Source organism: Hymenobacter fodinae, assembly GCF_004745825.1.
Lineage (GTDB): Bacteria > Bacteroidota > Bacteroidia > Cytophagales > Hymenobacteraceae > Hymenobacter > Hymenobacter fodinae.
This window is the reverse complement of sequence record NZ_SRLA01000005.1, coordinates 361,350-382,079: the sequence shown is the minus strand read 5'-3', so window position 1 is coordinate 382,079 and position 20,730 is coordinate 361,350. Positions and strand designations below refer to the sequence as shown.

Annotated in this window: 20 protein-coding genes; 9 read left to right on the top strand and 11 right to left on the bottom strand. The window is 56.3% G+C overall.

Translation table 11 applies throughout. The features are described from left to right. Positions 1 to 84: 84 nt before the first annotated feature. Positions 85 to 663, bottom strand: coding sequence for an RNA polymerase sigma factor (locus EU556_RS21990; RefSeq protein ID WP_135436322.1), 579 nt, complete (start codon positions 661 to 663; stop codon positions 85 to 87). Between the two features lie 220 nt (positions 664 to 883). On the opposite strand from EU556_RS21990, the gene EU556_RS21985 reads away from it, so the two are divergent. Then, on the top strand, positions 884 to 1,123 hold the full coding sequence (locus EU556_RS21985; RefSeq protein WP_135436321.1) for a hypothetical protein: 240 nt from the start codon (positions 884 to 886) through the stop codon (positions 1,121 to 1,123). 55 nt (positions 1,124 to 1,178) lie between these two features. Here EU556_RS21985 and EU556_RS21980 read toward each other — a convergent pair whose 3' ends face one another. Both EU556_RS21980 and EU556_RS21975 read right to left on the bottom strand, forming a co-directional pair. Next, entirely contained in the window at positions 1,179 to 1,844 is a 666-nt protein-coding gene (locus EU556_RS21980; protein WP_135436320.1) for an acyl carrier protein, read from the bottom strand. A gap of 125 nt (positions 1,845 to 1,969) precedes the next feature. After that, positions 1,970 to 2,578: an HD domain-containing protein gene (locus EU556_RS21975; protein ID WP_135436319.1), complete on the bottom strand. Its 609-nt coding sequence runs from the start codon at positions 2,576 to 2,578 to the stop codon at positions 1,970 to 1,972. A gap of 193 nt (positions 2,579 to 2,771) precedes the next feature. Here EU556_RS21975 and EU556_RS21970 point away from each other — a divergent pair, with 193 nt between their 5' ends. Together EU556_RS21970 and EU556_RS21965 are read left to right on the top strand one after the other, a co-directional pair. Further along, complete coding sequence (locus EU556_RS21970; RefSeq protein ID WP_135436318.1) at positions 2,772 to 5,486, top strand: cyclic nucleotide-binding domain-containing protein; 2,715 nt, start codon at positions 2,772 to 2,774, stop codon at positions 5,484 to 5,486. A 241-nt stretch (positions 5,487 to 5,727) separates the two neighbouring features. Further along, positions 5,728 to 6,795: an SDR family oxidoreductase gene (locus tag EU556_RS21965; protein ID WP_135436317.1), complete on the top strand. Its 1,068-nt coding sequence runs from the start codon at positions 5,728 to 5,730 to the stop codon at positions 6,793 to 6,795. A 69-nt stretch (positions 6,796 to 6,864) separates the two neighbouring features. Here EU556_RS21965 and EU556_RS21960 read toward each other — a convergent pair whose 3' ends face one another. From EU556_RS21960 to EU556_RS21945, 4 genes are all read right to left on the bottom strand, one after another. Next, positions 6,865 to 7,911 carry an adenylate/guanylate cyclase domain-containing protein gene (locus EU556_RS21960; protein ID WP_135436316.1) on the bottom strand — a complete coding sequence of 349 codons (1,047 nt, stop codon included), beginning with the start codon at positions 7,909 to 7,911 and terminating at the stop codon, positions 6,865 to 6,867. Continuing rightward, entirely contained in the window at positions 7,901 to 8,296 is a 396-nt protein-coding gene (locus tag EU556_RS21955; protein WP_135436315.1) for a response regulator, read from the bottom strand. Before EU556_RS21955 ends, EU556_RS21960 begins: the two co-directional genes overlap by 11 nt. An 87-nt stretch (positions 8,297 to 8,383) precedes the next feature. Then, positions 8,384 to 9,787: a sensor histidine kinase gene (locus EU556_RS21950; protein WP_245327826.1), complete on the bottom strand. Its 1,404-nt coding sequence runs from the start codon at positions 9,785 to 9,787 to the stop codon at positions 8,384 to 8,386. A 117-nt stretch (positions 9,788 to 9,904) separates the two neighbouring features. Next, the gene (locus EU556_RS21945) at positions 9,905 to 10,201 is read right to left on the bottom strand and encodes a hypothetical protein (protein WP_210116348.1); all 297 of its coding nucleotides are present in this window, start codon (positions 10,199 to 10,201) and stop codon (positions 9,905 to 9,907) included. Positions 10,202 to 10,453: 252 nt separating this feature from the next. Here EU556_RS21945 and EU556_RS21940 point away from each other — a divergent pair, with 252 nt between their 5' ends. Both EU556_RS21940 and EU556_RS26185 read left to right on the top strand, forming a co-directional pair. Further along, the gene (locus EU556_RS21940; RefSeq protein WP_135436313.1) at positions 10,454 to 11,248 is read left to right on the top strand and encodes a thymidylate synthase; all 795 of its coding nucleotides are present in this window, start codon (positions 10,454 to 10,456) and stop codon (positions 11,246 to 11,248) included. Positions 11,249 to 11,716: 468 nt separating this feature from the next. After that, entirely contained in the window at positions 11,717 to 11,914 is a 198-nt protein-coding gene (locus tag EU556_RS26185; RefSeq protein ID WP_167855681.1) for a hypothetical protein, read from the top strand. Between the two features lie 65 nt (positions 11,915 to 11,979). On the opposite strand, the gene EU556_RS21935 is transcribed toward EU556_RS26185, so the two are convergent. From EU556_RS21935 to EU556_RS21920, 4 genes are all read right to left on the bottom strand, one after another. Next, on the bottom strand, positions 11,980 to 12,819 hold the full coding sequence (locus tag EU556_RS21935; RefSeq protein WP_135436312.1) for an aminotransferase class IV: 840 nt from the start codon (positions 12,817 to 12,819) through the stop codon (positions 11,980 to 11,982). A gap of 88 nt (positions 12,820 to 12,907) precedes the next feature. After that, positions 12,908 to 14,041 (bottom strand): DNA-processing protein DprA, encoded by a 1,134-nt coding sequence (dprA, locus tag EU556_RS21930; protein WP_135436311.1) that lies wholly within the window; start codon positions 14,039 to 14,041, stop codon positions 12,908 to 12,910. A gap of 27 nt (positions 14,042 to 14,068) precedes the next feature. Beyond that, positions 14,069 to 14,416 carry a hypothetical protein gene (locus EU556_RS21925; RefSeq protein ID WP_135436310.1) on the bottom strand — a complete coding sequence of 116 codons (348 nt, stop codon included), beginning with the start codon at positions 14,414 to 14,416 and terminating at the stop codon, positions 14,069 to 14,071. A gap of 63 nt (positions 14,417 to 14,479) precedes the next feature. Continuing rightward, complete coding sequence (locus EU556_RS21920; RefSeq protein ID WP_135436309.1) at positions 14,480 to 14,842, bottom strand: MerR family transcriptional regulator; 363 nt, start codon at positions 14,840 to 14,842, stop codon at positions 14,480 to 14,482. Positions 14,843 to 15,209: 367 nt separating this feature from the next. Between EU556_RS21920 and alaS the strand changes: the two genes are divergently transcribed. The 4 genes from alaS to EU556_RS21900 all read left to right on the top strand — a co-directional run bounded on the left by alaS (position 15,210) and on the right by EU556_RS21900 (position 20,556). After that, positions 15,210 to 17,894 (top strand): alanine--tRNA ligase, encoded by a 2,685-nt coding sequence (alaS, locus tag EU556_RS21915; protein WP_135436308.1) that lies wholly within the window; start codon positions 15,210 to 15,212, stop codon positions 17,892 to 17,894. Between the two features lie 177 nt (positions 17,895 to 18,071). Further along, positions 18,072 to 18,764, top strand: a complete 693-nt coding sequence (locus EU556_RS21910; protein ID WP_135436307.1) for an energy transducer TonB — start codon at positions 18,072 to 18,074, stop codon at positions 18,762 to 18,764. Positions 18,765 to 18,791: 27 nt separating this feature from the next. After that, the gene (locus tag EU556_RS21905; RefSeq protein WP_135436306.1) at positions 18,792 to 19,550 is read left to right on the top strand and encodes an energy transducer TonB; all 759 of its coding nucleotides are present in this window, start codon (positions 18,792 to 18,794) and stop codon (positions 19,548 to 19,550) included. 37 nt (positions 19,551 to 19,587) lie between these two features. Beyond that, complete coding sequence (locus EU556_RS21900) at positions 19,588 to 20,556, top strand: LIC11966 family surface protein (protein WP_135436305.1); 969 nt, start codon at positions 19,588 to 19,590, stop codon at positions 20,554 to 20,556. Positions 20,557 to 20,730 lie beyond the last annotated feature (174 nt).

Here is a 20,730-nt window from a genome sequence, read left to right as displayed (position 1 = left end):
CTTCCCTACCATGACGCCCACCGCCGCCGACCTCGTGACACGCAAAATCAGGCTTAACAGAAGGGTAATAGCCGTAACAGTGGCTTAACCTGACCACTGGGAACCCGACACGTACAGGGACTCCTTCAGGAACCGAATGGCCCGGAACATGTGGGTCTTCACGGAGTTCAGGGAAATGTCGAGCAGCGCCGAGATATCCTCGTAGGTAAGGTTACCGTCGCGGTGCAGTTGAAACACCATCCGGGAGCGGGGCGGCAATTGCTCAATGAGCTGCAGCAGCCGCTCGCTGAGTTCGTGGTAGGCCAGTACTTGGTCGGGCTGCAAGTAGGCCGCTTCGGGTTGTTGTTCCAGCACCTCCTCCTCGGGCGCGGGGGCCAAGCGGCGCTGCTGCCGGAGCCGGTCGTAGCAGCGGTGCTTCACGGCGGTGTAGAGGTAGGCCGCCACGGCACCTTGCACATTCAGTTCGGTTCGGTTCGTCCAGACTGCACAAAACACGTCGGCGGTTACGTCTTCGGCCGCATCGGTGGGGTAGGGCAGCAGCGTTTTGGCGTACCGCAGTAGGCCAGCGTAGTAGCGGGTGAATAGAGCATCAAAGGCAGCCTCGTGGCCGCTTACAAGCGCCTGCAGAAGCTGCTGATCGGAAGAACTAGTTGCCGTCGCCATATCAGCAGGCAAAGCTACCGGCCCCCATATTGGCTCTGGGTTACTCTTTTATTACCATAAAATGACCGAGGCGGGGCAGGGTCTCCCGCGCAGCAGGCCGCTAGGCCAATCGGCGGCGACAAACCCGGCGCGCAACTGGCCTAGTTTGCCAGGCATGTGCTATCTTGGAGACGGTGGCGCCCGTGCTGCCAGTCTCCTTCACTTACTGATTATCCTAGCCATGAAAAACGCCCTGCTTGCTCTTGCCCTGTTTGCTTCCGTTGGTACCGCTGCTGCCCACGAGGGTCACAACGGTGATAAAGCCAAAAAAGGCAAGAAAGAAGCCTGCACCTCTGAGATGCAAGCCAGCTGTGCACCCGGCAAAAAGATGGCCGCCGGCGGCTCCTGCTGCATGAAGAAAGGCGCTAAAACCGCCGCAGTAACTCCGGCCCCGGCCAGCGCGGCCGTGAAGTCGTTGTAGAGTGCTATCCTGTAAAAGCAAGAAAGCTGCTCTCTTAGAGGCAGCTTTCTTGCTTTTACAGGATAGCGTCCGGTGTTAATTCATGTAATTCGATACCATAGTCTTTGTTAAAAAGCTGCCGCATTAGCTCAGGTATTTCCTGCGGATTTACGGTTTGCGGAATTCTGCGCGAGGCTTGATAATGCCGGGTACTCATGCGCTCTGCTAAATCGCGCATGGTATGAATGCTCAGGCTAGTTCCGAACTGGCTTGCTAAATTCACCCAGACTACGGCTACCATTAAGCCTACTAATGCCAGTAGCGGATTAAAAAACAAACACCCAAGCGAAACCAATACAGCCAAGCAGCCCACATTCGTCTGCCAGGAGGTCATTCCCAAAATACCGAGCCTCATTTGCAGGTCCTGCTCTATGTTAGCGGCAACCTTTCGACGTTGGCGCCCAGAAGGGAAAATGTCAACCAGAGCCGTATCTGGAGAAATGTGTTCTGCCGCTGTATATTTCTTAATTGCCTGCCGGGCTTTGTAGAAAGCCTGCTGGGAAGTGCAGTCGTTGGCAAGCCTTCTCGTAAGCTTGGCTTGCACCGCCGCGCAAAGCTGCCCGAAAGTGTGAACACCCGCCAGATCAGCTTGCTGAAACGAAATTCCAAATGATTCTTCCAACTGAGGAAGAATACACATGCTGAATTCCTCGTGGTCGATTCCTAGATTCTGAGCTTTCATGAAAGTAGAAGGGTGGGTGAAGACAGGTCGTTTCTTAATTTATGCAGTGACTTCGCACCCTAGAAGAAGCAACCACGAAGCATAGACTTAACTAAGCTAGGCCTCATTATTTCTGAGACACTGCGCTAGGCCACTCCATCACCGCCTAACTGGCCTAGCCGTACTTTGACTTCCGCTAATCTGGCTTGTTTTTCGGCTTCGCGGCGGGCCAGGGCAGTGGGCGTCCAGTAGCGGTGGGCGCTGAGGAAATTTACCTGAATCTCGTACCAGTGCCGCTCATCGCGCACCATATTGCGGGCTTGCCACTCTTCACGTAGAGTGTTGCTGATAGTCCAGAAGTCGGGGCGGCCGAGGTAGTCCAGGTCGGCATCGCAGAGAATTTGGGCCAAGTGCAGGTCGTCGGGGTTTTGAGGGACCTGGGTGGCCATAATCATGCGGCAGATGAGCTCCACTTCGCTGGGAGAGTAGTCCATGTCGGGCAGCACTTCCCGCACCAGCTCACAGCCGGTGGCCTCGTGGTCCTGGTAGGTTGTCAGGAAGCCAGCATCGTGGTAGAGGGCCGCCGTGCGCAGCAGCGCGAGGTCGTCGGGGTCGGTTACACCTTCGGCCGCGGCCAACGACTCGGCCTGCTGCACCACATCGAGGGTGTGGTGCACGCCATGATAAAACAGAGTGGGCGACAGGTGCTGGCCCAGTTGGTCGAGCACGTAGGTTTCGGCGCGTTGAAGGTCCATGGGTGGGGCAGATAGGGTTATGCGGTGTAATTACAGCAAAAAACCCGTGCCATGCCGAGCTAGGCCACTATCTTGCGGCTTCTCATTTTAGTTGCCGGGGGTGCTTGCTGCTTGTTATTTGTTGGCTGCTAGTTTTCAGGCCATATCGCATAACAACTAACAACCCTCCGCAACCAGCAATCAACAACCAAGAATGACACTACTTGAGCGCTGGCAACAATTGCTGGGCATTCGGCCGGATGAGGGGCGTACGGTGGGGCTGTTCTTCCTGCACAACTTCCTGCTGGGCATCGGCACCATTCTGGTCTACGTATCGGCCAACGTAATTCTGCTGGAAAACAACCCCGAGCGCAACCTGCCCCTAGCCTACGGGGTGGCGGCCCTACTAATGATTGGGGCCGGTAAGGTGTACGCGCATTATGAGCACCACCTGGGGCTGCAGCGCGTGGCCGTGCGGGTGCTGCTGGCGGTGGTGGCCCTGACTGGGGTGCTGGGCGTGCTGGTAGCCGTAGGCCAATCGGTAGCGGCGGCTATAGCCATCATGGCCGGCTACCGCATCATCTACCTGCTCACCAACCTGGAGTTCTGGGGTGTGTCGGCGGTGGTGTTTGATGTGCGCCAGAGCCGCCGTCTGTTCAGCGTCATCAGCTCCGGCGACATGCCCGCCAAGGCCCTTGGGGCCGTGCTGGCTATTCTTATTCACCATCATACCGAGCTGCTGTGGCTGCTGCTCACGGCCTTTGGGGCCTATATGGGAGCCTTGCTGGTGCTGCAAGCCACCGGGCGCCTACACACCGTAGAGGCCCGCTCTGCCGCCCGCGCTCAGCGCACCATAGCCGTAACGCCGGGCCTGCAGCGCTGGTTTGGCAGCAGCCGTTTAGTGCTAGCCATGTGCTTGAGTATGCTGGCTATTGCGGCCGTTACCACGGGCATTGAGTTTTCCTTTTTTGTCAACGTCAAGCACCGCTTTCACGATCAGTCGGTGGTGATGCGCTACGTGGGCAGCGTGCTGGCCCTGACGTACTTGCTTGCCTTGGTATTCAAGCTCCTGCTCACCAGCCAAACGCTGGATAGGGTAGGCTTCCGGGGCACGCTGCTGGCGCTGCCCGGCACGGTGCTGGTAGGCCTAGGCCTGTACGGAATTCTGCAAAACACCGGCTCCGCCGACAGTCTGATGCTGTATTTCTGCGGGCTGTTTCTGGCTTTGGAGGTGCTGCGCCGGGCCGTGTTCGATCCGGTTTTTCTAATTCTATTCCAGCCATTGCCCGCCACCGAGCGCCTGCAGGCCCACACCCTGGCCAAGGGCGTATACGAACCCTTGGGTATGGCCCTGGCCGGCTTGCTGCTGTTTGCATTTCATAATCAGCCTGAGCTGAGTGAGCCGCTTACCTTTGGGTGGATGGGGCTGCTGGCGTTGCTGGCGCTGATTCTGCTTTACCGCACCTACGGCCACTACCTGGCTGAGCTGCAGCACGCCGTAAGCCGCCGGTTTGCACCCGTAGCCGATCCTTTCGCATCCGCAAATGACTCGGCCACTGCCAGTAGCCTAGGCACCGCCGTAATCCCCAATTCGGGCGCAATTCAAGCCCTGATTATGGGCTTAACTGATAAAGCTACCCGGCCCCACGCCACCGACCAACTCCTGCAACTTGGGGCTGCTGCGCTGCCGGAGCTCATCAATACCCTGCGCACCAGCGCCGATGAAGCCCTAATCCGGCGCGTGGCCCAGCTCTGCGGGCACGTACTGCAGCCCGCAAGCCGGCAGGCCCTGGTAGAACTGGCTCGGCAGCCAAACCTGTTTCGGCGCGAGGCTGCCCTGCGCGCCCTACGAAACTTCGAGCCCGTGCCCGCTGAGGCACCCATCTTTCAGGGGCTGGTGCAGGAGGAAATGCGCTTAGCGCACCAACTACTGCTAGGCCAGGCGGCTACTGCCAACCAGGCGTTGATTACCAGCCTGGAGTATGAGCTTACCCGGGTGCAGCAGCGCCTGTTTGGGCTACTGCTGCAACTGTATCCGCCCCAAATCATTGCCGATGCCCAGCGGGGCGTGGCCCACGCCGCCCGGGAGCGGCAGGCCAATGCCCTCGAAATGCTTGACAACCTGATTCCTAGGCCGCTCTACCAAGGCCTGCAAACCTTGCTCGATGTTGTGCCGGTGGCCGAGAAGGTGCGCCGCTTCGATGCGGTACTCGGGCCCTCGGGTGGCGGTTCCTCGCTCGTACCTGGCATTATTGAGCGGGGTGAAGTGGCCTACACTGACTGGACTATCAGCATGGCGCTGGAGCAGTGGCGCCCCACGCCCTACACGGTGGGCCAGGTGCTGCCCCTGTTGCACAGCGCTAATCCGCTTATTCAGCAAAGTGCCGTAGCCGTGCTAAGCCGGTTTGCCCACGATGCCCCCGAAGACTACCAGCACCTGCTGGCCGCCCATCCTCACTTACTTTCTCTGCTCATGAGCCACCACGCCACCACGTCCCGCATCTCGGCTACGGAGCGGGTTGCCCTCCTGAAAAATACCGCCCTATTCGCGGAAACCCCCGAAAATGTGCTCAGCAGCATCGTGCCCATTATGAAGGAAGTGGCCTTCCACGACGGCGAGCAGATCTTCGCCAAGGGCGACCTGGGCACCTCGCTCTTTATTGTGCAGGAAGGGAAGGTTAACATCTTCAGCGGCACCCAGCAGTTGGCCACCTTCCGCTCTGGCGACTTCTTCGGGGAGTTAGCCTTGCTTGATGCGGAGCCCCGCTCAGCCTCGGCCGTGGCCCACGGCGCCGTAGTAGCCTTCCGCCTCGATCAGGAAGATTTCTATGATGTAATGGAGGAGCGCGGCGAGGTCCTACGCAACATTCTGCGGGTGCTGTGCCAGCGTCTGCGCCGCCAGAATGAGAAAATGCACCTGCCCCAATAGAGAAAACTTGGCTTTCTAACGGTCGGCCAAATGTTGCTGACCACGTGAGGCTTGCCTTTTGTCTGGCGCAACTTTCGGGTCTTAGAGCTCAACAAGCAACCAACAACCGTAAAACAAAGCGGTAGTTGGTTGCTTGTTTGGCGTATAGACTGATTCCAATCTGGTCGCTAGGCCAGTCGGGAGCTGCCATTGCAAGCAAAGCGGCAGCAACTCCATCAGCTGCATAAAATCCGTGAATCATATGAACAACATTGCCCTAGTAGTAGGCGCCAGCGGCATCATTGGCGGCAACCTGGCCCAGGAGCTGCTCTCCAACGGCTGGACAACCTACGGCTTGGCCCGCCGGCCCAGCACTGATATACCTGGCCTCCAGCCCGTAGCCGCCGACCTGCTCGACGTTGCTGGCCTGGAAACCGCCCTGCAAGACCTCGCCCCAACTCACGTGTTTATCACAAGCTGGATGCGCAACGACACCGAGGCGGAGAACATCAGGGTGAACAGCGCCATGGTCCGCAACCTACTCACGGTGCTTGCCCCGAAACACTCGGTGCAGCACGTGGCGCTGGTAACGGGCCTGAAGCATTATTTGGGCCCGTTTGAGGCCTATGCGAAAGAAGGCGTATTACCGCCTACTCCCCTGCGTGAGGAGCAACCGCGCCTGCCCATTGAGAACTTCTACTACGCCCAGGAAGACGAGGTGTATGCCGCCGCCGAGCGCGACGGGTTTACCTGGAGCATTCACCGGCCCCACACCATCATTGGCAAAGCCGTGGGCAACCAGATGAACCTGGGCACCACTCTGGCCGTGTATGCCAGCATCTGCAAGGAAACCGGCCGCCCGTTCCGTTGGCCCGGCTCCAAGGCCCAGTGGGAGGGCCTTTCCGACGTTACCGATGCCCGCATTATTGCCAAGCAGCTGGTATGGGCTGCCACCACTGAGGCCGCCAAGAATGAGGCTTACAACATCGTGAATGGCGACGTATTCCGGTGGAGCTGGCTGTGGGGTCGCATTGCCGATTGGTTCGGTGTAGAAGCTGCCGGCTTCGATGGCACCATTTACCCTCTGGAAGCCGAAATGGCGCAGTATCCCGACGTATGGCGCGACATTGCCACCCGTCACCAGCTCGCCGAGCCCAACCTAGACCGGCTAGCATCCGCCTGGCACACCGACCTAGACCTGGGCCGGCCCATTGAGGTAATGACCGATATGGCCAACAGCCGGCAGCGGGGCTTCACCGCCTACCAGCGCACGGAAGACTCGTTCTTTGACCTCTTTAAGCAACTGCGCCAAGACCGGCTAATTCCATAACGAGCCACTAAAAAAGCCCCGCCGACTACGCTAGTCAGCGGGGCTTTTTAGTGGTGCCAAGCGAGGCGGCTAGGCCACTACCTCATAAATCATAACGGGCTGTACCTTGTTTTTTAGGGTTACCTCCTTGATGGGACGACACTGAAACGATTCTTTCACACGCTCATAGGTGGCCTCCGTAATGATTATCTGGCCGGGCTGGGCCGCTGATTGCAGGCGCTGGCTCACGTTCACGGTGTCGCCGATAACGGTATAGTCGAGGCGCTTGAGGGAGGCCGAGCCAATGTTGCCCGACACCATCTCGCCGGTATTTACTCCGATGCTTACCTGGGGTTTATAGGGTTTACCATCGGGGAGGGTGTGCTCGTTGGCCTGCACTACGGTGCGCACGGCCAGGGCGGCATCAATGGCACGGTCGAGGTGGTAGTCGCCCCGAAATACAGCCATAACAGCGTCGCCCATGAACTTATCCACGTAGCCGCCCTGAGCAATTATTTCCTTCACCATCTGGTCGAAGTAGGTGTTGAGCATACCCACCACTTCGGCCGGAGCCAGCACCTCGGACAGCGACGTAAACCCGCAGATGTCAATGAATACGACGGTGGCCTCCACGGTTTCGCTGGCCATAAGCTTGTTCTCGAAGCCTGGCCGACCCATGAAGTTGAGCACGGTCTCGTCCACGTACATCTTAAGGATGTTGTTTTCCTGAATGGCCTGCAGGGTTTCTCGCAGCTGGCGCACCTGCTTAGCCGTCTTCTCCATGGTCAGCTCCAAATCCTGAAAGTCCACGGGCTTGCACACGAAGTCGAAGGCCCCGCGGTTCATGGCCGTCCGGATGTTTTCCATGTCGCCGTAGGCCGATACCATCACGGTTTTCACCACGGGGTTGGCCTCTGGTACTTTGCTCAGCAGCGTCAGGCCATCCATTACCGGCATGTTGATGTCGGAAAGGATGATGTCTAGGTCGGGGTTGGCCTGCACTGTATCTAGGGCCTCCTGCCCGTTGCTGGCAAACACAAACTCGTACACGTTCTCCCGGATTTTACGCCGGAACTTCTGCTTGATGAGCAGCTCCAAGTCTGCTTCATCATCTACCACCAATATTTTAGTTTTCATGGCTCGCGAGCAAGGTCAGTTTTTCTTTGAGGGCCGCAAAGTCAACAGGCTTGGTCAGAAAATCGTTGGCGCCAAGCTGCATGGCCTGCTGATAGCTGTCGTCGTCGCCGTAGGCGGTAATCATCATTACTTGCGGCGGCATGGGAGGGGGAGCGTTGTACTGCTGCTTGATCTGCTTCAGCAGCTCTAGGCCACTCATACCGGGCATGTTGATGTCGGACAAGATCAGGACCACCTCCGAGGCGTGGTCGTGCAGGTAAGCTAGGGCATCCTCGCCGGAGTACGCAAAGGAGAAGGAAAACTGCCCGCTCCGAATTTCCCGCCGGAAGCGCTGCTCAAACAGCGTGCGCACGTCGGTTTCATCATCTACAACCAATATCTTCATCGGGCTACAAATCTAGTTGAAATAGGACGGGGGAGAGGAAAAATAGTGATTGCGCTAGGGGAGCAACTCAGCTAGCGGCCAATGGTGTCAGTCTTTCGGGGCTTCAGCGCCGTCGGTTTGGGGCAGCGTGATGATGAATTCGGTGCCTTCGCCCTCCTGGGTTTCTACGGTAAGCGTGCCATTGTGGCCTTTGGTGATGATGTCGTAGCTCAACGACAGGCCTAGGCCAGTGCCCTCACCAGTGGGCTTGGTAGTGAAGAAAGGCTGAAAGATTTTTTTCTGCACGGCCTCCGGAATGCCAGTGCCGTTGTCGCGTACTCGCACCTCTACATCGCCATCGGGTAGGTGGAGGGTGCGCACGCTAACGGTAGGCGTGTAGCCCTCGGGGCAGCGCTCTTTCTTTTTCTGCACCGCATAGAAGGCATTGGTAAACAAATTCAGCAGCACGCGGCCCAAATCCTGAGATATGGCCTGCACGGTGCCCAACTTCGGGTCGAAATCGGTATTGAGGGTGGCATTGAAGGTTTTGTCTTTGGCGCGCAAGCCGTGGTAGGCCAGGCGTAAGTACTCGTCGGCCAGCACGTTTAGGTCTACGGGCTGACGCTCGCCGGTGCTGGCGCGGCTGTGTTCTAACATGCCCCGCACTATGCTGGCCGCCCGCTGTCCGTGGTGGGTTATTTTCTGCAGGTTTTGCTTTAGGTCAACCAGTAGTTCGGCCTCCAACTCCGGGTCGCGGTCGGGGCGTAGGCGTTCCTCTTCCAGCTCCTCAATCAGCTCCGCCGAGACATCAGAAAAGTTAGTAACGAAGTTGAGCGGGTTCTGAATTTCGTGGGCAATGCCGGCCGTGAGTTCTCCCAGCGAAGCCATTTTCTCGCTCTGGATAAGCTGCGTTTGCGTAATGCGGAGCTCCGTCAGGGCCTCGCGCAGCTCTTCGGCCTGCTGAGTGAGGGAGGCTGTGCGTTCGGTTACCAACCGCTCCAATTCGGCGTTTTGGGCCTCAATCAGGCGCTTGGCTTTTTCCTCTTCTTCCCGCTGGATGCGCTCTTTCTCCAGCTGCTTCTTCTGATTGCGGGCAATCAGGATGAAGGTAAACAGCCAGATGAGAGCAAACCCCTGCGAGGTATCGAAAGCGTCGTCGTATTCTTTCAGAAAAGCGCCCCCCGTTAGCTCCAGCTCTAGCTCAATGGCTGAGTAGAGCACGTAGGGCACCATGGCTAGTAGCACCGTGCGAGCCGGGCGGTAATTCTGCAGCCGCAGTAACACTACCAACACCACCCCGAAGACCAGCAGCAGGTATATCTCGTCCAGCTGATCTGTTTTCCACTGCAGCAGCAAGGCAATAACGTACAGCGCCACCCCCGGGGCCCAAATCCAGTTGAGGGCATGATTCAGGCGGGGCAAGCGGGCCGGAAGGTCAAAAAAACGCCGCATTGACCGCACAATCAGCATTGCGACGGGGATGGTAAAGAATATAGTAGTGTTAACGCTCATAAGCTGAGTAGGCGCAACGGGAAGCGAGAGTGGGAGAAAGAACAGCAGCGGGAGTAAGGGAGTAGGGGAAGTGAGCGAACAGCGGGGTCCGGGCCGGTGGCCTAGCGCCGCAGAAAATTAGTTTTTTTCGTCGCCGTTTTCACGCTTCTTGTTGCCCCAGCCCTTCGGAAGATCAATGGTGAACTCCACCACGGGGTTGCTGGTGCGCGACTTGCGCTTCGACGTCAGGGTTTTGAGCTTGTCGGGGTTGCTGGAAAGGATGCCCCGAGCATAATCGCTCAGCACGGCTACCACCGTGGGTAGGGTTACTTGTACCGTCATTTGCTGGCGGGGCGGGTCGGCAGGCGCAGAACCAGTTTTAGACTGCGCGTGGCTGCTCACGGCCAAGAGCAACAACACAGTAAGCACAGACACTGGTTTAGAAATATTCATCGGATAACTATTGATGGCCTAAAGATGCTACTATAAAGTAGTTCTGAAAAGCTTTTTGCCCGGCCCAAAAGGCTAGAGTACTTCCCGGCCGCTGGGGTTGCCTGGCTTGCCTGGGCTAATCCCATCTGAAAGCCAGAGCTGGTGCAGCCGCCAGCTTTTCCTACTTTTGACTTCGTACTGCGCGCCGCCGGCTTTGGGCAGCAGCGCGCTTAGTTATCTTCAGCTTACCACCTCATGCGCCAATACCTCGACCTCGTTCGCCACATTCTTGACCACGGCACCCAGAAAACTGACCGTACCGGCACCGGCACGCTCTCGGTATTTGGCTATCAGATGCGGTTTAATCTGCAGGACGGCTTCCCGCTGGTAACTACCAAGAAGGTGCACCTGCGCAGCATTATCCACGAGTTGCTGTGGTTCCTGCGCGGCGACACCAATATTGCCTACCTCAAAGAGCATGGCGTGAGCATTTGGGATGAGTGGGCCGATGAGAACGGAGAGCTGGGCCCCGTGTACGGCCGCCAGTGGCGCGCCTGGCCCGACGGCCACGGTGGCACCATCGACCAAATCAGCGAGGTGGTGCGCCAGCTGCGGGAGCAGCCCGACTCGCGCCGCATCCTCATCTCAGCCTGGAACGTGGCCGATTTGCCCCTCATGAAGCTGCAGCCTTGCCACGCGCTGGTGCAGTTTTACGTGGCCGATGGGCGGCTCTCGTGCCAGCTCTACCAGCGCTCCGCCGACGTGTTCCTTGGGGTGCCTTTCAATATTGCCAGCTACGCCCTGCTCACGCTCATGCTGGCTCAGGTGAGTGGCCTAGCGCCCGGCGAGTTTATCTGGACGGGCGGCGACACTCACCTCTACAGCAACCACCTGGAGCAGGCACGTTTGCAGCTTACCCGAGAGCCGCGCCCCTTACCCCAAATGCGCCTCAACCCAGCCGTTAAAAACATCTTTGAGTTTCAGTTTGAGGATTTTACGCTCGAGAACTATGAGCCCCATCCTGGTATTAAGGCTCCCGTAGCTGTGTAAGTAAAGCACCGTCCGGAGGTGTATCATCTGCAGGTAGGCCCCAAGGCCGTGTTATGTTGCTGCGCGCAACTTACCATGGTCTTGGGGCCCACCTGTTTATGGCGTATCAGCGACGGACAATCTGTATAAAGGAAGCCATCTTATGCTGTTAACGTATCTGTTAAGCATCATCGCGGGTAAAAGTTAGGTAAGTTGAATTTGTCTTTTTTTAAGACGTATGGAGATTTATTGATCAGCTGTATTTTAAGGATAGGCTAAGAAATGTCATATTGGGTGCATCTGTAAATAACTAGCCTTATAACTTAGTAAGGATAAATTGCATTATTTATAAAAGTTTAATGAAATTTAGATGAAATGGTAATAGTTAATATGCTGTATAGTAGAGATATGGCATATTTTATTGTGCCACGGTAAAATTAAATCATCAAGCAAAAATCTAATTTATAGCGTAGCTTCGTATACGCTACCATGACATCCGCACCTGTTCCTACACTCACTGCGCCTAAGTTGCCTCTTCGCCATCGGGCCTGGATTGCTTTGTACTCCATAGCCAATAATCCAGTTGACCGGGCAGAGATTATGCGCATTAATAATGTGACGGAAACGGATTTGCAGGAGTACGAGGAAAGCTGGCGCCGCATGCGCCGACGGGTACCACCAGGCTAGTGGTATCTATATTAGTAAATGCGTCTTACACAGCATACTATCCGTAAGAGCCGGGTCAGTTCAGATCAACGCCTAACTTCTGCCGCTCGTAGCTGCTGGAGCACTGGGTGTACTTCTGATACAAACCTGATACCGGCAACTTCCTCTACCGCTCGAATTCCGGCAATATTCGCCGTAAATACAGCCTCAGCCGCCAGTAAATCGGCGGGCAAGTACTCACCCTCATGCCAGGAGAGGCCTAGCGACTGGCTTATGGTACGCAAATGAGCCAACCGAACACCGGCAACGCAGCCGGTGCTGAGAGCCGGGGAGTAGATGGCTCCTTCTTTAATCCAGGCTACGGCTGCAGAAACGGCCTCGGCCACATACCCGTGGGGTGAGGTCAGGAATACCTCATGAAGCTGGCGCTGGTCACGCTCCCGCGCGGCCAGCACGTAGGTTAGGGCATTAGGCCCCTTGCAAAAAGAAAACGCTGAGTATTGCGTATGCACCGACTCTGCAAAGTCGGCCCGGTGGATCGGGTTCTGGAGGGGGGAAAACGGCTGACAGGTTGCTAGCCATTCGCAGTCGGAGGTGGGGGGAGCGTACAGGCCGCCGCCGCGCCGCCAGAGTTGTACACGCAGCCTCGCGAGTGGCGCATCATTAGCGGCTGCTAACTGGCCGAGCGTGTGCTGCAGGTCTTTGGGGGTAGCTAATTGCTGGGGCAGAACCAGCCGAAGCGCGGCCGCTGCTCGGTGTAGTCGTTGCAGATGCAAAGTGCAATAGCGGAGGCTAGATTCTGCCCACACCAAGGTCTCAAAGAAACCATCATTAAAAAATAGCCCCCGGTTTGGTAGCGGTAAGGCGAAGTCCTCGGCCGCATGCAGCTGTCCATTATAAAGCAAGTGCGTGGAGCCTGAAGTCATGGGCGTAATACGGGGGCGTAGGCTGTTTAAAGAAGGAAGGAAAGCGTGATTGTCCGAGCTACCAAGCCAGGGGAGGTGCTAGGCCACATCAATTCAAGACAAAGCGTTTGCCTGGTAAAGCTTTCACTACACCTTTAAACTCTAGACCCAATAAGCAAGTGGCTACCTGGTGAACGGGCATCTGGGTTTTCCAGGCTATAGTATCTATGTGTTCTTCCTTAACGCTCTGCAGCACTTCAACAATGTGAAATTCTTCCGGGCTGAAGTCGGTGGCGTCATAGGAGGTGGGGCCTTTAAATTTGCCATTCAGCTGTAAGGCTGCATCCCAATTCAGGAGCTGCTCCAAGTCCTGCGGTTCGGAGTAGAGGGCCGCTCGGTTAGTCTTAATTAGCTCGTGGCAACCCTCCGACGCCGCGGACCCCAACGGGCCAGGTATGGCCAGCACGTCGCGGTTGTAGCCTAAGGCCAGGTCGGCAGTGATGAGGGCGCCTCCTTTACGAGCCGCTTCCACTACTACTGTGCCATCAGAGAGGCCGGCAATGATCCGGTTGCGGCTTGGGAAGTTATACTTGTCGGGTTGGGTGCCGAAGGGAAACTCGGTGAGCAGACCACCCTGGGTCAGCATCTTCTCGGCGGTTTTGCGGTGCGCGGCGGGGTAGAGCACGTCTAGGCCAGTGGCCATGACGCCCACAGTTTCTAGCCCTTCCTGCAGCGCAGCGCGGTGGGCGGCAATGTCAATGCCGTAGGCCAGTCCGCTCACAACTAGCGGGCGGTGGGCCGCAAAGCCTTTTACCAGCTTTTCGGTTTGCTCGCGGCCGTAGTCGGTGGCTTGGCGGGTGCCCACAATGGCCACTGTTTTGGGGTGGTTGAGGTCGGCAGTGCCCTGGTAGTAGAGCAGTACGGGTGCGTCGGGGAGCTGCTTGAGCCGCGCCGGAAACCGCTTGCTGGTGTAAAACAGAATCTGCACGCCTTCCTTCTCGGCTTTACGCAGGCTGTCTTCGGCCTGCTTCAGGGCCTTGGTGCGCTCTAGGCCAGTCAGGATGGCTACCGTGGCCGGCCCCACGCCCGGAATCTTGCGCAGCTTGCCCGGCGGCAGGTGCAGCACGTTCTTGGCCGAGCCCCCGTAGCTCATCAGCTGCCGCGTCAGCTGCGGCCCGATGTTAGGGAATAGGGTAAGGGCGACTTCGTAGAGGAGGGTATCGTTGAGGGGAGGAATAGACATAGAAGATAACAATTACACGAGACTAAGTTAGACGTCATCAAACCAATGCCAGTTCGGCTCTTGCTTAATCTTTAGCATAAACTCATGCCCTGGCAGCAATGTGCCACAGTCGTTGTCGACCAAGAAGTCGGGGGAATCTGCGATGTGGACAAGAACTTGTTTGATAAACTCTAATCCTGAGTAACTGAGGCTATACACATGCCTTAAGCAGGGGAAATACTCCTCAATGAATGCCAATTCCTCCTCATCCCAGCCGATCTGTTCAATACTGCCGTAATACTCAAAAAATACTCTTTGATTGGATGGTAGCATCGCAGCGAATTCTCCTGCGCCTGCCATCGGATGGAAAGTCGCCTGCGAGAAGTGTCGTTGCATTTGCTGCTCAAAGTGGGGCAATAGGCTACCACTGCCTGCCACTAATATTACGGCCTGCATTTTTTACCCCTGTTGCGCTTTGCCAATAGCATCCAGCTCCTTCTTCATCTGCACCAGAAAGCCGCGCACTTTCTCCAGGCTCTGAATGACGTCGATTTTCTCCTTGAGCTGGGGGCCTTTCTGCTTGAGCATGTCGCGGGCACCGGGAATGGTGTAGCCGCGCTCCTTCACCAAATGATAAATGGTGCGAAACGTGTCGATATCCTGGGGCGTGTAAAGGCGGTTGCCCTTCTTGCTTTTGCGCGGGCGCAGCTCCTCAAACTCAGTTTCCCAGAAGCGAATCAGGGAAGGAGCCACATTGAATTGGGCTGCCACCTCACCAATAGTGAAGTACTGCTTTTCGATGTCGCGCTCTTTATAAGGCATAAGAAGGAAGTAAAATGCACGTAGGAGGCGAGCTTCGCCCAACTATATTGAGTTGGATTGGCTCATGAAAGATGCAAGCTAAGGCTTACGACGTAATTCAGCAGGAGGAACAGCTTGCACGGCGGAAAAACCAGCTGACCTTAAATTTTTTGTGTATTTCATCCAATAAGAACAGAGTTATGGTGGCCTAGGAGGGTCGACTTTCTACGTGGCGGTTTCTCTCTAGTGTTGGGTTGTATCGACTTCCGGGTGAACTGGCTACCTTTGCAGAAATGCCTTCTGGCCCGGTTATTTGGGTTTCTGAAGTTACAAAGTCGCCAACACCGCTACCGCCGCCAGCTCTATGGCGCGGTCTTATATCTCCTGCATGTCACTCCCCACCGCCAGCCACGTCCGCCAGCAGTTCCTGGATTTTTTCGCTTCCAAAGGCCACCACATTGTGCCCTCGGCGCCCATTGTAGTGAAGGACGACCCCACGCTGCTGTTCATCAACTCGGGCATGGCCCCATTCAAGGACTATTTCCTTGGCAACAAGCCCGCCCCCTTCAAGCGCATTGCTGATACCCAAAAGTGTCTGCGCGTCTCGGGCAAGCACAACGACTTGGAAGAGGTAGGCTACGATACCTACCACCACACCATGTTCGAAATGCTCGGCAACTGGTCGTTTGGTGACTACTTTAAGAAGGACGCCATTGCCTGGGCTTGGGAGCTGCTCACGGAAGTGTACAAGCTGCCCAAAGACCGGCTCTACGTTACCTACTTTGAGGGTGACAAAGGGGACGGCCTAGGCCCCGACACCGAAACCCAGGACCTGTGGCGCCAGTATGTGGCTGAAGAGCGCATTCTGCCCGGCAATAAGAAGGACAACTTCTGGGAGATGGGCGACACCGGCCCCTGCGGCCCCTGCACCGAAATCCACATCGACCTGCGCGACGAAGCCGAGGTAGCTCAGAAAGGCGGCGCCGAGCTGGTCAACGCCGACCACCCCCAGGTAGTTGAAATCTGGAACAACGTGTTCATGGAGTTTGAGCGCCGCGCCGATAAGTCGCTGCTAAAACTGCCTCAGCAAAACGTTGATACGGGCATGGGCTTCGAGCGTTTGATGATGGCCGTGTCGGGCGTGAAGTCGAACTACGACACCGATGTATTCCAGCCGCTCATCCAGTTCATTGCCTCGCAGGTAGGCCTGCAATACCACGGCACGGCCCCCGCCACCGTAACCGACCAGCCTACCACGGAGAACGAGAAAACGGACATTGCCATCCGCGTAATTGCCGACCACATCCGGACCATCAGCTTCACCATTGCCGACGGCCAACTGCCCAGCAACGTAAAAGCCGGCTACGTGATTCGCCGCATCCTGCGCCGGGCTGTGCGGTATGCCTTCTCGTCGCTGAACCAGAAGCAACCCTTCCTCTATAAGCTGGTGCCCGTGCTGGCCGATCAGATGGCCACGATCTTTCCCGAGCTCAAGCAGCAGCAGCAGTTTGTGCAGCGTGTGATTGAGGAAGAGGAAATTGCCTTCCTGAAAACGCTGGAAAACGGCCTGCGCCGCCTCGACGCCCTCGAAGAATCTGCCCGCGCCAACGGCAACCGCATTGATGGCAAAACAGCTTTCGAACTGTCGGATACCTTCGGTTTCCCACTAGACCTCACCGCCCTCATTGCCCGCGAGAAAGGCCTGACGGTGGACGAGGAAGGCTTCAAGAAGGAGCTGGAGGCCCAGAAAAACCGCTCCCGCAACGCCCAGGAGGCTGAGCAGAGTGACTGGACTATCGTAACCGAGTCGGAGGAGCAGCCCGTGTTTGTGGGCTACGACCAGGAGGAGGCCTCGGCCCGCATCCTGCGCTACCGCCGCACCGACCGCAAAGGCAAAACCGAGTATCAGGTGGTGCTTGACCAGACGCCGTTCTACGCCGAATCGGGCGGACAGATCGGGGATACCGGCTATCTGGTGTCGCCGCTGAGCAAGGTGCGCGTGCTCGATACGAAGAAGGAAAACGACCTCATCGTGCACACTGTGCTGGACCTGCCCCAGGATCTGGACGCCGACTTTAGCGCCGAAGTAGACCATGCCCGCCGCGACCAGATTCGCCGTAACCACACGGCCACTCACTTGCTGCAGGCCGCCCTGCGCGAGGTGGTGGGCACCCACGTGGCCCAGAAAGGCTCGTTGGTAAACGAAAAGCTGCTCCGCTTCGACTTCAGCCACTTCACTAAGGTTACCGACGACCAGCTACGCCAGGTGGAAACCATCGTGAACCAGCGTATCCGTCAGCAAATTCCGCTGGATGAGCGCCGCAACGTGCCCATCGACGAAGCCAAAGCCCTAGGCGCAACCGCGCTGTTCGGTGAGAAGTATGGCGAGTTCGTGCGCGTTATCACCTTCGACCGCGACTTCTCGGTGGAGCTCTGCGGTGGCACCCACGTGCGTACCACCGGCGACATTGGTTTCTTCAAAATCACCTCGGAAAGCGCGGTAGGCGCGGGTGTACGCCGCATTGAAGCTGTAACCGCTGAGGCTGCCGAAGCCTTCGTGAATCAGCAGTTAGACCTGTTAGGCCAGGTGCGCGAGGCTCTGGGCAACCCCCAGCACCTCATTCCCAGCATCGAGAAGCAAACCGAGGAAATTGCCAACCTGCGCAAGCAGATCGAGCAGTTCGCCCAGCAGAGCATCAACCAGCAGAAAGACCAGCTGGTAGGCCAAGTGAAACCACTGAGCGGCATCAATTTTATTGCCGCGCAGGTGCAAGCTACATCGGCCGATGGCCTCAAAACCCTCGCCTTCAACCTGCGCCAGTCGGTACCCAACCTGGTGGCCATCCTTGGTGCTGAAATAGATGGTAAGCCTCAGTTGGCTGTCATGCTCGACGACGAGCTGGCGAAAGGCGGCAAGCTTAACGCCTCCCAGTTGGTGCGCGAGCTGGCCAAGGAAATACAAGGCGGCGGCGGCGGCCAGCCTTTCTTCGCCACGGCTGGTGGCAAGAATGTAGGTGGCCTAGGGGCAGCCATTGATAAAGCCGAAGAATTAGTCAGTAAGACGCTGGCCTAAACTTGTATTTTATACGGTAGGCGGTATTTTTGACCGTTCATGCGACTAACGTAAAACGGGCGTTGTGAGGCAGTGAATTCACTACCGCACAACGCCCGTTTTACGTATTACAACTGATTATTTTTTGTGAAGCACATAGGAATTACCCTAGGCCTCTGTTTGGCTGCCTGCTCAGGTATGGCGCAAATACAGCCGACCAAAACAGTGTTTTATCAAGCTTTCCCCGATTCAGCCGCTCAAGTGGAAGAAGCGGTGTACCGGGTAGTACGAACAGAAGTATCTGGCCAAAACCGGCTAGACAGCTTGTTCTATACGAACTCTAAACGGCTGGTACATGTACGGTCCACCACGTGGCAATCTGCCGGTGACACGTTGGTGACTACCACGCAATGGCGAGCTAACGGGAAGAAAGCCGGAGAAACTACTAGCCTGGGCAAGCGCAGCGAACATACAACGTATGATGAGGAGGGGCATATCTCCCAAAAATCAGTGTGGGAGCGAGGTAAAAAGATAGCTGCCGTATGCTATTCTGATACCGGTGCGCTTATCCCATGCTCAGAGTATCAGTATGTAGAGAAAATGCCCGAATACCCAGGCGGCCCCCAGGCTCTACTACAGTACATAGGTAGCTCAATACAATATCCTAAGTCCGCACTTAAACGCAGGCAAAAAGGAGTGGTTATCATCACTTTTGTGGTAGATGAAACCGGGCAAGTACGTTACACAAGGGTAAAAAAAGGTATTTCACCTGAGCTGGATGCCGAGGCCTTACGGGTAATAAGCGGGCTGGCCAAGTTTGAACCAGGCCAGCAGAATGGGGAGACGGTACCCGTCCATTATACCGTGCCCGTCACATTCGCTATCAAGTAATTCCTCTTTCTCCCTGCCCCAGATTCTATGCGCATTTCTACCTTTCTACTAACTGTAGGTCTGCTACTAGGGCTTACAATATCTGCTCAGGCTCAGCAACCGGGTCAGACGCTTAACGACTTTTACCGGCAGCAGCCTAACAAAAACACGCTAGGCTTTGGGCCTGGATTTCTATTTCGGGCCGATACAGTGCGAGCCGCCAATACGGTTGGCGCGGTTGTAAAGAAGTATTACCCGTCGGGGCAAGTGTACGAACAGACCGCCGTTTCCGACTTACGAAAAGGCACACTTAATGGTGAGCATACCCGATGGTATGAAAACGGGCAGGTGCACATTCAGGAAAAGTATCAGGCCGATGAGTTAGAAGGGGAGCAGATCACCTACTACCCCAGTGGAACTGTAAAAACCCGCCGCCAGTATCTGCACGGCAAGCTTATTCAATCAGCTGGCTTCGCGCCCAATGGCACGCCGCAATCGGCCCCCGAACTGCTGCTATTCCCGGAGTATCCGGGTGGCTTACTACCGCTACTGACGGATATTCAAAAGCGCACGAACTATCCCCGGCCGCTTATTCGGCAACATGTGACGGGCAAAGTGGTAGTGAACTTCCTGGTAGATGCGCAGGGTCGCGTACAGCAGGCCTGTGTAAGGCAAGGTGTTCATCCGCAGCTGGATGCGGAGGCACTGCGCGTAGTTAACAGCCTACAAGGTTGGACGCCGGGGCGTCTGGACGGCGACGCCACCGACGTTATGTTTGGCCTGCCTGTTACGTTCGCAATTCGATAATTCAGCCTTTACCATTCACCTTCATATCAAACAATTTATGCGCATTTCTACCCTTCTGATTACGGCTAGTTTACTGACTGGCCTAGCCTACACCACCCAGGCACAAACCTTTACGGACCCGGGCGCCTACAACAACTTTATTGTGGCTGAGCAGCGGGCCATGCTTAAGAAAAACCTGCGTTACATCAGTAAATCGGCCCATTCTGATAACGAAAAGAAGATCGACGCCAAGCGCCAGGACCTAATCAAGCAAACAGAATTGTCGCTGAACAAAGTGGCTAAAATGCCGGCTTTCCAGGATGATAAAGGCTTCAAGGAGCAGACTACGGAAGCGTTGTATCAACTGCTAAAAGTGTATTCGGAGGACTACAAGGCCGTGGATATGATGGCAGCTACCCGAACGGCCACCGTCGAGAACATGGAGCAGTACTTCAAGCTTCAGGAAATTGCCGAAGCCAAAATGCAGGTGGTCAATGACTCAGTGGACGCGGCGCAAAAGCGGTTTGCCCAGCGTCATAAGATGACCATCTCGGAAGACCCGGAAGGCAAGCGCCTGGCCAATTATATGCGCCAGGTGTCGGAAGTAAATAGCTACCAGCACAAGGTGTACCTGGCGCAGTTTCGAATTGAAAAAGCTAATGCCCGCCTCACCGATGCCCTAAATGCCCAGGATGCAGCAGCATTTGAGGTAGCTCGCCAGCAGTTGGTGCAAGACGCCCAGACGGCCACCAAGGAACTGACGGCCATTGCGCCCTTCCGCGGAAAAGACGCTCAATACCGGGATGCGGCCCGCAACCTGGTGAAGTTCTACGGGGCTTTTGCCACCAACCAGGCCGCGCAAATGAAAGCGCTGATGGAGCACAAAGACCGCCTCACCAAAGTAGAGGCCGACAAATTCAACGGCTTTATCAATTCTTACAACTCGCAAAGCCAGAGGCTGGTAGCCAGCTACAATCAAGCCGGCAACAACTTCCAATCGAGCTATATTCCGGTTTTCAACGACTAAAAGCAGTATGCCTGCGGGCGAGTGGCCTACCGAGAGTTGTTGCTTGGGCAGCGGCTTTTGGTAGGCCAATTTTTAAGCAAAAGGCTTGTTGGGTGGTAGCAGGATGATTCGTTGCGGAGTAAAAAGTAAATAGAAACGTCGGCATCGAGTACCTTAGCACCCAAAATCAGCGCA

Excerpts from the sequence above, each read along its gene's own strand:
- EU556_RS21990 (WP_135436322.1), bottom strand. The coding sequence starts at position 663 with ATGGCGACGGCAACTAGTTCTTCCGATCAGCAGCTTCTGCAGGCGCTT.
- EU556_RS21985 (WP_135436321.1), top strand. The coding sequence starts at position 884 with ATGAAAAACGCCCTGCTTGCTCTTGCCCTGTTTGCTTCCGTTGGTACC.
- EU556_RS21980 (WP_135436320.1), bottom strand. The coding sequence starts at position 1,844 with ATGAAAGCTCAGAATCTAGGAATCGACCACGAGGAATTCAGCATGTGT.
- EU556_RS21975 (WP_135436319.1), bottom strand. The coding sequence starts at position 2,578 with ATGGACCTTCAACGCGCCGAAACCTACGTGCTCGACCAACTGGGCCAG.
- EU556_RS21970 (WP_135436318.1), top strand. The coding sequence starts at position 2,772 with ATGACACTACTTGAGCGCTGGCAACAATTGCTGGGCATTCGGCCGGAT.
- EU556_RS21965 (WP_135436317.1), top strand. The coding sequence starts at position 5,728 with ATGAACAACATTGCCCTAGTAGTAGGCGCCAGCGGCATCATTGGCGGC.
- EU556_RS21960 (WP_135436316.1), bottom strand. The coding sequence starts at position 7,911 with ATGAAAACTAAAATATTGGTGGTAGATGATGAAGCAGACTTGGAGCTG.
- EU556_RS21955 (WP_135436315.1), bottom strand. The coding sequence starts at position 8,296 with ATGAAGATATTGGTTGTAGATGATGAAACCGACGTGCGCACGCTGTTT.
- EU556_RS21950 (WP_245327826.1), bottom strand. The coding sequence starts at position 9,787 with ATGAGCGTTAACACTACTATATTCTTTACCATCCCCGTCGCAATGCTG.
- EU556_RS21940 (WP_135436313.1), top strand. The coding sequence starts at position 10,454 with ATGCGCCAATACCTCGACCTCGTTCGCCACATTCTTGACCACGGCACC.
- EU556_RS26185 (WP_167855681.1), top strand. The coding sequence starts at position 11,717 with ATGACATCCGCACCTGTTCCTACACTCACTGCGCCTAAGTTGCCTCTT.
- EU556_RS21935 (WP_135436312.1), bottom strand. The coding sequence starts at position 12,819 with ATGACTTCAGGCTCCACGCACTTGCTTTATAATGGACAGCTGCATGCG.
- dprA (WP_135436311.1), bottom strand. The coding sequence starts at position 14,041 with ATGTCTATTCCTCCCCTCAACGATACCCTCCTCTACGAAGTCGCCCTT.
- EU556_RS21925 (WP_135436310.1), bottom strand. The coding sequence starts at position 14,416 with ATGCAACGACACTTCTCGCAGGCGACTTTCCATCCGATGGCAGGCGCA.
- EU556_RS21920 (WP_135436309.1), bottom strand. The coding sequence starts at position 14,842 with ATGCCTTATAAAGAGCGCGACATCGAAAAGCAGTACTTCACTATTGGT.
- alaS (WP_135436308.1), top strand. The coding sequence starts at position 15,210 with ATGTCACTCCCCACCGCCAGCCACGTCCGCCAGCAGTTCCTGGATTTT.
- EU556_RS21910 (WP_135436307.1), top strand. The coding sequence starts at position 18,072 with ATGGCGCAAATACAGCCGACCAAAACAGTGTTTTATCAAGCTTTCCCC.
- EU556_RS21905 (WP_135436306.1), top strand. The coding sequence starts at position 18,792 with ATGCGCATTTCTACCTTTCTACTAACTGTAGGTCTGCTACTAGGGCTT.
- EU556_RS21900 (WP_135436305.1), top strand. The coding sequence starts at position 19,588 with ATGCGCATTTCTACCCTTCTGATTACGGCTAGTTTACTGACTGGCCTA.